7 protein-coding genes and 3 tRNA genes are annotated in these 13131 nt (G+C 75.1%); 4 read left to right on the top strand and 6 right to left on the bottom strand.

Annotated features, from left to right (window positions below):
- Positions 1-81: 81 nt before the first annotated feature.
- On the bottom strand, positions 82-2703 hold the full coding sequence (locus ACZ3UD_RS33800) for an Ig-like domain-containing protein (RefSeq protein ID WP_465596577.1): 2622 nt from the start codon (positions 2701-2703) through the stop codon (positions 82-84).
- 335 nt (positions 2704-3038) lie between these two features.
- On the opposite strand from ACZ3UD_RS33800, the gene ACZ3UD_RS33795 reads away from it, so the two are divergent.
- Both ACZ3UD_RS33795 and ACZ3UD_RS33790 read left to right on the top strand, forming a co-directional pair.
- Positions 3039-3455 carry a globin domain-containing protein gene (locus ACZ3UD_RS33795; RefSeq protein WP_465596574.1) on the top strand — a complete coding sequence of 139 codons (417 nt, stop codon included), beginning with the start codon at positions 3039-3041 and terminating at the stop codon, positions 3453-3455.
- Positions 3456-3469: 14 nt separating this feature from the next.
- Positions 3470-4672: a globin domain-containing protein gene (locus ACZ3UD_RS33790; protein ID WP_465596571.1), complete on the top strand. Its 1203-nt coding sequence runs from the start codon at positions 3470-3472 to the stop codon at positions 4670-4672.
- A gap of 51 nt (positions 4673-4723) precedes the next feature.
- On the opposite strand, the gene ACZ3UD_RS33785 is transcribed toward ACZ3UD_RS33790, so the two are convergent.
- From ACZ3UD_RS33785 to ACZ3UD_RS33775, 3 genes are all read right to left on the bottom strand, one after another.
- A tRNA-Arg gene (locus ACZ3UD_RS33785) sits at positions 4724-4799 on the bottom strand.
- A gap of 31 nt (positions 4800-4830) precedes the next feature.
- A tRNA-Arg gene (locus tag ACZ3UD_RS33780) sits at positions 4831-4906 on the bottom strand.
- 164 nt (positions 4907-5070) lie between these two features.
- A tRNA-Ser gene (locus ACZ3UD_RS33775) sits at positions 5071-5161 on the bottom strand.
- Positions 5162-5338: 177 nt separating this feature from the next.
- On the opposite strand from ACZ3UD_RS33775, the gene ACZ3UD_RS33770 reads away from it, so the two are divergent.
- Positions 5339-8818, top strand: a complete 3480-nt coding sequence (locus tag ACZ3UD_RS33770) for a hybrid sensor histidine kinase/response regulator (protein WP_465596567.1) — start codon at positions 5339-5341, stop codon at positions 8816-8818.
- A gap of 66 nt (positions 8819-8884) precedes the next feature.
- Here ACZ3UD_RS33770 and ACZ3UD_RS33765 read toward each other — a convergent pair whose 3' ends face one another.
- Positions 8885-10546: a long-chain fatty acid--CoA ligase gene (locus ACZ3UD_RS33765; RefSeq protein ID WP_465596564.1), complete on the bottom strand. Its 1662-nt coding sequence runs from the start codon at positions 10544-10546 to the stop codon at positions 8885-8887.
- A 450-nt stretch (positions 10547-10996) separates the two neighbouring features.
- On the opposite strand from ACZ3UD_RS33765, the gene ACZ3UD_RS33760 reads away from it, so the two are divergent.
- On the top strand, positions 10997-12061 hold the full coding sequence (locus ACZ3UD_RS33760) for an EamA family transporter (RefSeq protein WP_465596561.1): 1065 nt from the start codon (positions 10997-10999) through the stop codon (positions 12059-12061).
- A 13-nt stretch (positions 12062-12074) separates the two neighbouring features.
- Here the strand turns inward: ACZ3UD_RS33760 and ACZ3UD_RS33755 are convergent, their stop codons facing one another.
- Positions 12075-12845 carry a pyridoxine/pyridoxamine 5'-phosphate oxidase gene (locus tag ACZ3UD_RS33755; RefSeq protein WP_465596558.1) on the bottom strand — a complete coding sequence of 257 codons (771 nt, stop codon included), beginning with the start codon at positions 12843-12845 and terminating at the stop codon, positions 12075-12077.
- Positions 12846-13131: the final 286 nt, after the last annotated feature.

Here is a 13131-nt window from a genome sequence, read left to right as displayed (position 1 = left end):
GGCGAAGCGTGGGACACCCCCGGCCGGAGGCCGGGGGAGAGCTGGGCGCACGAGTGGGTGGTCGGGGCGGTTCGGCGCAGGTCAGCGCCGTCGGGCACCTGGTCCACGGGCGAACACCCGACGGATGATCAGCCCCAGTCCGGTGAGTACCAGCAGCACCCCGGCGAGCGCGCCGTGCCGGCCGGCCTCCCGGGACTGACCGACGGGCCCCTGCGCGGCCCCGGTCGACGCCGCCTCGGTCGACGCCGCCTCGGTCGGCGGCACGGGCTGCGGCCGGGCACTGGACCTGCCCACCTCGGGTTTGCCCTGGTCAGCGGCCGACCGGGGCTCGGCGGCCGCGGTGGCCGCCGGGGAAGTCGCCTGGGGCGCAGGGGTCCCGGGAGCCGCGGGGATCGGGACGGCGGGGGTGATGGGCCTGGACGGAGCGGACGGCACCGGCACCGCCGCGCTCTGGCTCGGCACAACGGGCGTCGCTGAAGCGGGAGTTGCGGTGCCGGACACCGCCGGGGCGGAAGCGCTCGGACTGGCCGCCGCCGAAGCCGACACCGCCGGACCCGGCGCCGCAGCGGCGACCCGGACCCGCACCGGGTCCACCGACGTCCCGTTCCCCGCCAGGTCGGTGGCCGTGGCGGTCAGCCACTGCTCCCCGTCCGTCAGCTCCCGGTTGGCGGTGCAGGTCCAGCTTCCGTCCTGCGCCACCGCCGCCCCGCACAGCACCGTGCGGTCACCCGAACCCGTCGCCCCCGCCCGCGCCGTGACCAGCACGTTGGATCCCGGCTCGGCCCGCCCGCCGAGCTTCGGCCGGCCGACCTTCAGCACCTCCCCCGCAGCCGGCGAGGTGAGCACCGGCCTGGCCGGCGGCACGGTGTCGACGACCAGCGTGACCGTCTGCCCCACCGTCCGGTTGCCCGCCGCGTCGACCGCGACCGGGGCGAGCTGGTGGCTCCCGTCCGCCAGGTTCTCGACCGGCAGGCAGGACCATCCGCCGTCCGACCGGACCGCGCTGCTGCACAGTTCGGTGGAGGTGGACCGGTCGGTGACCGAGACCGTGCTGCCGGCCTCGCCGCCGCCGGTGAGCTGGAGCCCCGGGTCGTTGGTGTAGGCGGGGAGGGTGAGCACCGGCGCGGCCGGTGGCGTGGTCTTCACGGTGACCTTGACGGCCTCACCGCGCAGCACCACCCCTCCGCTGGTGGTCTCCACCGGGGTGAGGCTGTGCGGGCCGGCCGGGAGCGCACCGCCGGGGCGGCAGGACCAGGTGCCGCCGCGCTCGACCCGGGCCTTGCAGAGCGGGTCGTCGCCGTCCCGGATCTCCACCGAGGCGCCGGCCACCGCGCCCTCGCCGCGGATCTGCGGGCGGGCGTCGGCCAGCACGGTGCCGTCGACCGGCTCGGCGATCTCGGGCCGCGCGGCGCCGACGGTCAGCTTGATCCGCTGGTCGGAGACCTGCCCGGAGTCGGCGAAGCCGCCGGAGGGGACGAGTTGGCTGGTGTCGCGGCCGATCCGCAGCCGGGCCCAGGTCTCGCCGGGGGCCGCGCCGGACGGCACGGTCCACTCCAGGATCGCGGTGTCGGCGCCGGCCCGGACCTCGGTCTGCACCCGCTCGGCGGGGTCGAAGCGGCCGCTGTGGTCGAAGTCGATCCAGCCGGCCAGGGTCGCGGGCTGGTCGCTCACCGCGACCGGGACGGTGACCCGGTAGTAGTGGCCGATCGCGGCCTCGGCGGGGAAGCCGATCGACGGGTCCGCGCCCTGGTACTCGCCGCGGCCGGGCTGCCGCTTGGGCGGCGTCGGGGCGGCGTACGGGCTGGCGAAGGGGTTGGCGCGCCGGGCGGCCCCGTGGTCGAGCTGGACCAGCGGCTCGTCGTCCGTGGCGGCGGTGGCGGCCCGGCCGCGGTCGCGCCGGGACGGGGTGACCGCGTCGGCGCCCAGGAAGAGGTCGGAGACCACGTGCGAGGCGTTGCCGTAGGCCTGGGGCGCGGTGCCGAGGTCCTCGTCCACGGTGACGGTGTAGGCCTGGCGCAGGACGGGCGGGGCGGTGGTGCTCCCGGCCCGGGAGGTGGAGCGCTGCTCGACCCGGAACACCGCGGTGCGGAAGGTCCCGGCGAGCTCCAGGGTGCCCTCGGCGGCGGATCCGGCCGCGCCGTCGGTGGAGCCGTCAGCGCTGCGGGGGGCGAGGGAGTTGCCGTCGACCGTCCAGCCGGGCCAGTCGGTGCGGTCGACCAGGGTGGGGGCGGCGGGCGAGCCGCCGGTGAGGGTCAGCCGGGCCGCGGTACTGGTGGTGCCGGATTTCCCCGTGGCGACCGCGGCCAGTCCGCTGAGGTGCAGCCGGGGATTGCGGACCGGTCGGGAGAAACTCAGTCGGAGGGTTCCGACGGTGCGCCAGGAACCGTCCGTCTGCGGATGGTCCGGGACGGGGCCGAAGGTCTGCGCCGGATCCCCCGGACGCACTCCGTCCGTGTACACCGCGGCGGAATGCCCCCCTCCGGAACGGTCCGCCAATTGACCCGGCTCGGCGGTGACGGCGGCACCGGGCACGGCCGCGAAATCGAACTGGACGGAGAGCCCGGACGGCAGGACCGCCCGGCGCTCGCCCGACCAGGTGTCAGGGGACTGCTGGGCCAGCGAGAGCGGGGCGTTCAAACCGGTCAGCAGCCCAGCCGCGAGAACGGTCAGGGCGGCAGCTGTGCGGGGAAACCGTCGGCTCATCCGGCTCTCCTTCACGGTCGGCTGCCGGGTGTCGGGCAGTCCGGGCACAAGATCCGACAAAACGGAATCACGACCCCGGACCGGCCATACCGCGACACCTGCGCTTTTGACCGTGTCCCACCCGTTTGGCAGCTGTCCGGGCGGCAGGACGGTATGCACCCGAAGGGCTGCATTTCATCCATTGGGCGGCAACAGGTCCCACCCGAACGGCCGGACCCGACCGGACGCCCGGAATGGACAACACCGGCCGATCCGGCGGCACCGACGTCCGGTAGCTGACCATTCGTCGAGAGGCCCTGTTCGAATTACCCGCCCGCTCAGTAGAGTCGGGCCCCGTGACTGTGGACCCCGTACTCGTCAAGCGCAGTTTCGCGGTCGTGGAACCGCACGGCCCGGCCGTCGCCGAATACTTCTACCGGCATCTGTTCGAGCACGATCCCGGTGTCCGCGGCCTCTTCGCCGAGCACCTGGACGAACAGCGGGACCGGCTGTTCGCCGCGCTCGGCGCGCTCGTCACCCACCTGGAGGACACCGACACCGTGCTCGGGCTGCTCCGCGACCTCGGCGCGCGGCACGCCCGGTACGGCGCGCTGGTCGAGCACTTCCCGGCCGTCGGCGCGAGCCTGCTCGCCACCCTGGCGCACTACGCCGGGGACGCCTGGACCGAGGAGACCGAAGCCGCCTGGACCGCCGTCTACGCGGTGGTCGGCGACACCATGGGCGCGGCGCTCACCGAAGCCCGGCCGGCCTAGCCGGGAGCGACGCGGTGCCCTACGACCCCGCGGTCATCCGCGCCAGCTTCGCCGTCGTCGAGCGCCGCGCCGACCACCTGACCACCTTCTTCTACACCCACCTGTTCAGCCACAACCCCGGGCTGCGCCCGCTCTTCCCCGACCGGCTGCACGAGCAGCGGGACCGGCTGTTCGCCGCGCTCACCCGGATCGTGCTGCGGCTGGACGAGCCCGGGCGGCTCACCGAGTACCTGCGGGCGCTCGGACGCGACCACCGCAAGTTCCAGGCCGCGCCCGAGCACTACCCGGCGGTCGGAGCCAGCCTGATCGCCGCGCTGCGGCAGTGCTCCGGCCACTCCTGGACGCCCGAGACCGAGAAGGCCTGGACCGAGGCCTACACCGTGATCGCCCAGGTGATGACCGAGGCCGCCGCCGACCTCCCGGAGCACCACCCGGCCTGGTGGGAGGCCGAGGTCGCCTCCCGCCGCCGGGCCGCGGCCGACCTGGTCGTGCTCACCCTGGCCCCGATGCGTCCGTACCCCTTCACCGCCGGCCAGTACGTCACGCTCAGCAGCCCCCGGATGCCCCGGGTCTGGCGGCCGTACTCGCTGGCCAACGCGCCGCGCCCGGACGGCAGCCTGGAGCTGCACGTACGGCGGGTGCCCGGCGGGCTGCTGAGTCCCGTCCTGGTGGAGGACGTGATGCCCGGCGAACTGCTGCGGCTCGGGCCGCCGCTCGGCGACGCGGTGCTCGCGCCCGCCTCGGACCGGCCGCTGCTGCTGGTGGCCGGGGGCAGCGGCTGGGGACAGACCAAGGCGCTGGTGGAGCAGCTCGCCGCCGAACAGCCGGAGCGCACGGCCACCGTCCTGCTGGCGGCCCGCTCGGCGGCCGGGCAGTACGACCTCGACACGGTACGGCGGCTGCTCGCCCGCAATCCGCGGCTGCGGGTGCTGACCGCCGCCCCCGACCACTGTGCCGGCCCGGAGGGGGCCACCGCGCTGCTGCGGGAGACACTGCTCGGGTACGGCGACTTCACCGACTGGGAGGTCCACCTCAGCGGCCCGCCGGAGCTGGTCGCCGAGCTCACCGACCTCCTGCTCGCGCTGGGCGCCGACCCCCGGCTGGTCAAGCACGACCCGGCACCGGTGACCTTCAACCGGAACCGTCCGCTGACCAGCTCGGAGTGGTTCCTGGACCACCGGAACGTGCCGTGGATCAACCGGACCGAGCTGGAGTGACCGGCGCCGTGGAACGAAGAAGCCCCCGGCCGGTGGCTGGGGGCTTCTCGCTGGTGCGCTCAGCAGGATTCGAACCTGCAACCTCTTGATCCGTAGTCAAGTGCTCTATCCGTTGAGCTATGAGCGCAAGGAACGGGCGAACCCGATCTTGCGGAGTTTGGTGCGCTCAGCAGGATTCGAACCTGCAACCTCTTGATCCGTAGTCAAGTGCTCTATCCGTTGAGCTATGAGCGCTCGCCCTGGTGAACGTTGTCCTCGGGGCGTTGCGGGGACAACATTACATGACCTGCGACGTAGGACGAAATCGATTGATCCGGCACCTCCGGGCCGGCCGACGAGCACGCCCCGGTACATGCGAAGAGCCCCGCCGACAAGATCGTCGACGGGGCTCCCGGCTGCGGAGGCTGAGGGATTTGAACCCTCGATCAGGAATAACCCCGAAACCGCATTAGCAGTGCGGCGCCATAGACCGGACTAGGCGAAGCCTCCCCACATGGACCACGCCCGCGCGAGCGGACCCGTTCCGTGTGTCAGTGATGATGCCACAACCCTGGGGTTCGGCACCAACCACCGCCAACGTTACTAGGCGGGTCGTCCCCGCCGCAAAGAAGAATGAGATACTGCCGACTCCGGAGGAGCTGCCCTGAGCCGAGGAGACCTGTCGACGTGAGCAGCAGGCCGATCCGAGGCGCTGCTCGCCTCGCCGCCATACTCGACGCCCTGCCCGACGCGTTGTTGCTGGTGAACAGCAACGGCACCGTCGTGGACGCCAACAGCGCGGCCGTCCAGGCGCTGCAGGCGCCGGGCACCTCGCTGGTCGGCATGGGCGTGCTGGGACTGCTGCCCGAGTTCGACCCCAGCCGGATCCCCGGCTCGATGCGCCCGGCCACCCGCGACGGCGACGCCCTGGACCGTCCGGTCCGGATGACCGCCCACCGCACCGACGGCACCACCTTCCCCGTCGAGGTCTCCGGCAACGACTTCGCCGACGACGACGGCTACGCGCGCTCCCCGCTCGCGCCGTACGACCCGTACGGCGAGGGCTCGCGCCCGCCGTCCTCCTCCGACCTGCTCCTGCTGCTGGTCCGCGACCTCTCCGGCCGGCTCGGCGTCGAGGCCGAGCTGCGCCGCCAGCACAAGCAGACCGAGATGATCCTGCGGGCCGCCGCCGAGGGCGTGCTCGGCGTGGACCTCGAAGGCCGCTGCGTGCTGGTCAACCCGGCCGCCGCGCACATCCTGGAGTACCGGGCGAGCGAGCTGGGCGGGCGCGAGCTGCACCCGCTGATCCAGCACTCCCGGGCCGACGGCACCCCGCTGGCACTGGAGGAGTCCGCTCTGCTGGACACCCTGACCTCCGGGCGCAAGCACCGGGTGCGCGGCACCGTGCTGTGGCGCAAGGACGGCCGTCCGGTCACCGTCGACCTCACCACCGCCCCGGTCCGGGACGGTGACCAGCTGGTCGGCGCGGTGATGACCTTCACCGACCGCAGCCGCGAGCTCGCCCTGATCGCCCGCAACGAGCACCTCACCGCCGTCCTGGAGAGCGAGCTCGGCAGCGCTCTGACCACGCTGAACCAGCGGCTGGACGCGCTCGCCGCCGACCCGGCCGGGCAGCTCTGGCCGGAGGCCAACTGGACCCTGCGCCGGCTCGCCGACGAGTGCCGCAGGTTCGGCAAGCTGATCGACGGCGTGCTCGAACACCAGCGCTCCGAGGCCGGCGAGAGCGGCCCGGCGGAGGGCAAGGACGCCAAGGCCGACAAGGACTCGAAGGACGGCAAGGGCGGACGGAAGGCCGCGGAGCGGCTGCCGGTCGGCCTGGACAAGGTGGTCCGCCGGGCCGTCGAGGAGGCCGGCGGGCTGGTCGGCCCCGGCCGGGTGCGCTTCTCGGTGCACGCCGCCGCGGTCGAGGTGATCGCCGACGAGCGACGGCTCGCCCAGGCGCTGGCGCACCTGGTCGCCGACGTCAGCGGCGTCGGCCTGTCGCTGGACGCCCCCACCTCCCCCTCCCCCGGCCTGGCCGTCCCCGGCCTCTCCGTTTCCGGGCTGGGCGGCCCGACCGCGCCGGTCTCGGCCCCCGAACCGCCGACCGTGGTGCTGGCCGCCGCCCAGCGCGGCGAGGTCGCCCGGGTCGAGATCCGCGGCCCCGGCATCGGCGGCAGCCCCGTCCACCTGCCGATAGCCCGCGCGGTGGTCGAGCGCCACGGTGGCGTCCTCCAGCCACACGAGCTGCCCGGCAAGGCCGGGACCACCTACGTCGTCGAGCTGCCGCTGGACCCGGCCGCCGCGAAGGCCGCCGCGGAGCGCGCCGCCGCCGAGGGCCGCTCGGACCGGCCCAAGGAGACCGACAGCGCCGTCCTGCCCGAACTGCCGGGCATCCCGCAGCTGCCCAGCAGCGGCGAGGCGGCCGCGGCCGCCCCCGCCCCCGCCGCCGCTCCCGCTCCCGCTCCCCAGCAGCCCGGCGACAAGGCCCCGGAGCCGGAGCAGGCTCCCCCCGAGGAGCCCCCGGCCGAGCGGCGCGGTCGCCGCGGCAGGCCCGCCCCCGAGGAGCAGGCCACCGCTGCCCCCACCGACCCCGCGGCCACCATCGCCCCGGCCGTCCCGGCCGACCAGTGGCCGAACGCCCCCGCCCGGGTCGAGCGGGCCGTCCCCGAGCAGTGGAACGGCACCGGCAACGACCCCGCGTACGGCCGCCAGGGCCTGGCCGGCCCGGACGCGCGGCAGAGCGACCCGTGGGGCACGGACGACGGCCGCTCCGGCCCCGCCTACGCCGTGCCCGTCGAGGGCGGACGCCCGCGGCAGAGCCGGCCAGGCCCTGGCGACCGCGAGCCGCTCGCGCTCGGCCCCGCGCCCTCGGACGCCCCCGCGCAGCCGGCCGCCGCCCCCGCCGAGGACGGTGGCGAGGCCAAGCCGCGCCGACGCCGCGCCCTGCCCTCCGCCGAGGACTCCTCGGGCGGCTTCGCGCTGCCCGGGATCACCGACGCCCCGGTGTACCCGGGCCTCGAGCACGCCCTGCCCGCCGGTCCCGCGCCCGCCCCGGCCGAGCCGGCCGCCGCGCCGACCGGCCGCCGCCGTCGGCTCTCCGTGCCGCCCGGCCCCGCGCCGGAGACCGCTGCCGGCCAGGACTCCCAGAGCGCTCAGGGCACTCAGGGCACTCAGGGTCCCGGCACCGCGCTGGAGCCCGCCCGGCCCGCACTGCCCGCCGCCGAGGACCAGAGCGCCCCGCGCCCGGTCGGCAGCGGCCTGGCCGAGCTCGCCCCGCCGCGCCCGCTCGTCACCCCGCCGGTGCCCGCCGTCCCGCCGCAGCCGCCCGTACCGGCCGAGGCCCGGACCGCGCCGCGCCCGATGGCCGAGCTCCCGCCCGCCGACGGGGCGTCCTCGGCCGAGCAGCCGCAGACCACGGCCGGTGAGCTGGCCAACGCCCGCCGACTGCTGGTCTGGCCCGAGCCCGACCCGGCCACCAACCAGGCCCTCCGGGCCCGCGGCTACCAGCCGGTGATCGTCCGCTCCCGCGAGGAGGTGGACGCCCAGGTCGCCGGCTTCCCGGCGGCGCTCTTCGTCGACCCGCTGACCGGCCCGATCACCCGCACCGCGCTGCAGTCGCTGCGCACCGCAGCGCTCAACAACCGGGTCCCGGTGCTGGTCACCTCGGGCCTCGGCCAAGCCACCCGGGACGCCGCGTACGGTGCCGACCCGGCCGTGCTGCTGCGCGCCCTCGCGCCGCGCGACGGCGAGCACCACGCCCCGCGCGTGCTGCTGGTCGAGGGCGACCCGGACATCGCCGCCGCCATGATCAGCAGCCTGGAGCGGCGCGGCATGCACGTCGAGCACGCGACGGACGAGAACGACGCGGTCGCCCGGGCCGCCAGCGTGCAGCCCAACCTGGTGGTGATGGACCTGTTCCAGATCCGCCGCCGGCGGGTCGGCCTGCTGGACTGGCTGCGCGCCAACGACCGGCTGCACCGCACCCCGCTGGTGGTCTACACCTCGGTGGACCTCGACCCGCGCGAACTGCCCCGGCTGCGCACCGGCGAGACGGTGCTGTTCCTCGCCGAGCGCTCGACCAACGAGGACGTCCAGTCCCGGATCGTCGACCTGCTCGGACGGATGGGCGCGATGGGCGAGGCGGGCGTCGCCGCCGCGGGCTGAGCACGTCGCAGGGCCGGCCGCCCCGATCGGGGTGGCCGGCCCTCGCCCTCGCGCGGTCGCTCCTCGCTACTCCTTGCCGAGCACCGTGACGTCCAGCTCGTCGGCCGCGTAGCCGGCCCGGATCACCTTCTTGTCGAACTTGCCGACCGAGGTCTTCGGCACCGAGTCGACGATCGCCCAGCGCTCCGGCAGCTCCCAGGAGGCGATCCGCTCGGCCAGGAAGGCCCGGAGCTCCTTCAGCCCGACGGTCGCGCCGGGGCGCAGCACGACGGTGGCCAGCGGGCGCTCGCCCCACTTCTCGTCCGGGACGGCGACCACGGCGGCCTCGGCCACCTCGGGGTGGGCCATCAGCTGGTTCTCCAGGTGAACCGAGGAGATCCACTCACCGCCGGACTTGATCACGTCCTTGGCCCGGTCGGTGAGGGTCAGGTAGCCGTCGGCGGTGATGGTGCCCACGTCGCCGGTGCGCAGCCAGCCGTCCTCGGAGAACTTGTCGTCCGGGCGGACCGGGTCCTGCCCGGCGCCGCCGTAGTACGCCCCGGCGATCCACGGGCCACGCACCTCCAGCTCGCCCGCGGCGACGCCGTCGTGCGGCATCCGCTCACCGCCCGGGCCGATCAGCCGGGCCTCGACGGAGGCCGGGAAGAGGCCCTGGGTGATCCGGTACGGCCATTCCTCCTCGGGGGTGAGGCCGCCCGGCGGCTGGGCGAAGGAGCCGAGCGGGGAGGTCTCGGTCATGCCCCAGGCGTGCAGCACCCGGATGCCGTGGCGCTCGTCGAAGGCCTTCATCAGCGAGGGCGGGCAGGCGCTGCCGCCGATGACGACCATCCGCAGGCTGGACGTGTCGTAGTCGCCCGCGTCCAGCTCGTCCAGCAGGCCGCTCCAGATGGTGGGGACGGCGGCGCTGACGGTGGGACGGACGGCGGCGATCATCTCGGCCATCGGCTTGGGCTGGAGGAAACGATCCGGCATGAGCAGGTTGGCGCCGGACATGAAGGCGGCGTGCGGGATGCCCCAGGCGTTCACGTGGAACATCGGGACCACCGGCAGCGCGGTGTCGCGCGGGGTGAAGGCGAAGTTGTCGCCGGTGTTGACCTGCATGCAGTGCAGGTAGATCGAGCGGTGGCTGTAGAGCACGCCCTTCGGGTCCCCGGTGGTGCCCGAGGTGTAGCAGAGCACCGCGGCCTGGCGCTCGTCGATGTCCCGCTGCCACGGGTAGTCGACGGGCCGGTCGGCGATCAGCTCCTCGTAGTCGTGTATGCCGCCCGCGAAGCCGGCCAGCAGCGAGCGGTCGCCGGGGCCGGCCACCACGATGTGCTTGAGCGTGGGCGCGAGCTCCGGCAGCACGGCGGCGAGCAGCGGCAGCACGCTGCCGTTGACGATGATCACGCGGTCGGCGGCGTGGTTGACGATGAACGACAGCTGGTGGCCGGCCAGCCGCAGGTTGAGCGTGTGCAGCACCGCCCCCATCGCGGGCACGGCGAGGTACGCCTCCAGGTACTCCGTGTTGTTCCACATCAGGGTCGCGACGCGGTCGTCCCCGGTCACCCCGAGCTCGTCCCGCAGCGCGTACGCGAGCTGCGCGGCGCGGGCGCCCACCTCGGCGTAGCTGCGGACGACCGGCCCGGTGCCGTCCCAGGTGGTGACGGTGGAGCGGGCGTGGATCGTGGACCCGTGCTCCAGGATCCGGGTGACGGTGAGCGGTACGTCCTGCATCGTGCTGAACACGGGTCCTCCTCGACCTGGCGGCACTGGCGGCGTCCGCGGCGCGCCTACCGGTCGGTAATGCGCGCGGACGTGCCCGATTGTGCCGCCCCGCCCGCCCGCTGTCAGCATCCCGACCCCGTTGCACGGATCACTGATTCGCCCCGGTTTCTCCCGACGGCCGTCGCCTCGGCCCGGCGCGACCGTCCTCGGTGCCGGGCCCGGGTGGCTCGGCGGTGGCCGGCTCGGCTCGGCGGTGGTCCGTGGCTCGGCGGCGGTCCGGGTGGCTCGGCGGCGGTCCGGGTGGCTCGGCGGCGGACGCGGCGGTCCCAGGCGGCGGGGCTGTGGGTGAACTCGGCGCGCCACGCCGCGGGCCCCGCGCGAGTCCGCCCTTTCGCGCGCACCCGTCCGCATCCGCCCCGGTTCCGGTAACGAGCTTGCCGGTCAAGCACTCCTTACGGCAAACTCCTTAGCATGCCCACCTCCCATACCAGCGAAACCGCTACCCCCACCTCGGCCGCCGCCGTCGCCGAGGCCCTTGCCATGCCGCCCGCCCCCAAGGGCGAGCCTGCCGGCGAGCGGGGCAGCTGGCGACGAGGTGGGGAGTCCGGCTCCGCGGCACCCCCCGGGGTGGACCCCGGCCGATCCACCGGCCGGTTCGGCAAGGTCCTGCGGCGCCCGGAGAGGATCCCGGCGCCGCTTCTCTGTCTGGCCGCGATGTTCCTGGTGCAGACCGGCATCGCGCTGTCCAAGCCGCTCTTCGGCCCGCTCGGGGTCAGCGGCACGACCTTCCTACGGCTCGGCTTCGCCGCGGCCATCCTGCTCGCCGTCACCCGGCCCGAGCTGCGCGACAAGCGCCCGCGCGACCTCGCCGCGGCCGCGCTGCTCGGCACGGCCTCGGCCGGGATGACCTTCCTGTTCGCCGGGGCGGTCGACCGGCTGCCGATGGGCACCGCCGCGACCATCGAGTTCCTCGGCCCGCTCGCGGTCGCCCTGGTCTTCGCCCGGCGCGCCAGCCACCTGCTCTGGGCACTGCTCGCGGCGGCCGGGGTGGCGCTGCTGACCCTGCTCGGCGAGGGCGACGGCGGCGGCTCGCTCGACCCGGTCGGCCTGCTGTACGCCTTCGGGGCGGCAGCCTGCTACTCGGCGTACATCCTGTTCACCGACAAGGTCGGCGCCGCCTTCCAGGGTTTCCAGGGCCTCGCGGTGTCGATGACGGTCGGCGCGCTGACCCTGGCGCCGTTCGGGCTCGGCGAGGCCTGGGACGGGCTGACCGCGCCCGGCGCCTCGCCGCTGGTGCTGCTGGCCGCGGTGGCCGGGGTGTCGCTGCTGCTGCCGGTGATCCCGTACGCGCTGGAGATGACGGCGCTGCGCCGGATGCCGCAGCGGGTGTTCAGCGTGCTGGTCAGCCTGGAGCCGGCGGTCAGCGCGCTGGTCGGGCTGGTGGTGCTCGGCCAGCTGCTGGGCGCGGCGCAGCTGGCGGGGATCGGCTGCGTGGTGGCGGCCAGCGTGGGGGCCACGCTGGCCGGGCGGCGATAGGGCGCGCAGGGCCCTACGGCCAGAGCAGGGTGCGCGACCACTCCGGGCTGTGCACCGGGCCGGTGCGGGTGTAGCGCAGCCGGACGTGCCGGCGCTGGGCGTCGCCCTGCCAGAACTCCACCTCGTGCGCCCACAGCGTGTAGACCGCGTGCCCGGGCGCGACGGCGTCCGGGGTGGCCTCCAGCCGGCGACGGGCGACCGCCACCGCCTCGTCGTACTCGGCGAGCTCGCCCAGCGGCTCGCTCTGCCGCCCGACCAGTGCGCCGACCCGGGCGGCGGGCGAGCGGGTGGCGAACTCGGCGGCGGCGACCAGGTCGGCGGCCCGCTCAACGCTGCCGCGGACCCGCACCTGGCGGCCCAGCTGCGGCCAGTAGACGGACAGCGCGGCGGCGGGGTGACCAGCGAGCTGACGACCCTTCGGGCTGTCGGCGGCGGCGGAGAAGTTCCAGCCGGTGCCGGCCGCGTCGACGTCGCGCAGCACCAGCACCCGGGCGTCCGGCATGCCGTCCGCGTCGACCGTGGAGAGGGTGAAGGCCTGCGGGTCCAGCACCCCGGCGTCCAGGGCGGTGGCGAGCCAGTCCACGAACAGCGGGCCGGGCTCGGCGGGGGCGGCCTCGTGGTCGAACGAGGGCAGCGGGCGGGCCATCGGCGGGCGGCCGAGCAGCAGTTCGGGGACGGACCTCGGCTCGGGCCGGTGCTCGTCCAGCGGCGCCGGGCACGCCTCCGGCTCCGGTGCGGGCCTGGCCCCGTCCGGGCCGGTCAGGTCCTCGTCCTCCGCCGCCATCGCGCGCCCTTCCTTCCGGTTGCCGCGGTCGTCGCGCCGGCCGGGCCGTCCGTTCCGGGCCCGGGCACGTGGTGCGCTGTCGGAGCGCAACCGTACCGCCGTGGACCGACGGCTCCGGGCGCGGGCCCTCGGTGAACGGATCCGGGCCGCTCCGACGGGCCGGGTCCTCGTACGGGCGGGCGACTCCGTACGAAAAGGTGCCCCTATGGTTTTCGTCAAGCGGCGGTGACGGCCGGGGGTTCATAGAGGGTGCCGTCTCGGAGCATGGCGAAGAGCACGTCGATGC

The organism is Kitasatospora sp. NPDC023118, assembly GCF_055560875.1.
Note: the sequence above shows the minus strand (reverse complement) of the source record. Positions and strands in the feature narration are given on the sequence as shown.

Excerpts from the sequence above, each read along its gene's own strand:
- ACZ3UD_RS33800 (WP_465596577.1), bottom strand. The coding sequence starts at position 2,703 with ATGAGCCGACGGTTTCCCCGCACAGCTGCCGCCCTGACCGTTCTCGCG.
- ACZ3UD_RS33760 (WP_465596561.1), top strand. The coding sequence starts at position 10,997 with ATGCCCACCTCCCATACCAGCGAAACCGCTACCCCCACCTCGGCCGCC.
- ACZ3UD_RS33755 (WP_465596558.1), bottom strand. The coding sequence starts at position 12,845 with ATGGCGGCGGAGGACGAGGACCTGACCGGCCCGGACGGGGCCAGGCCC.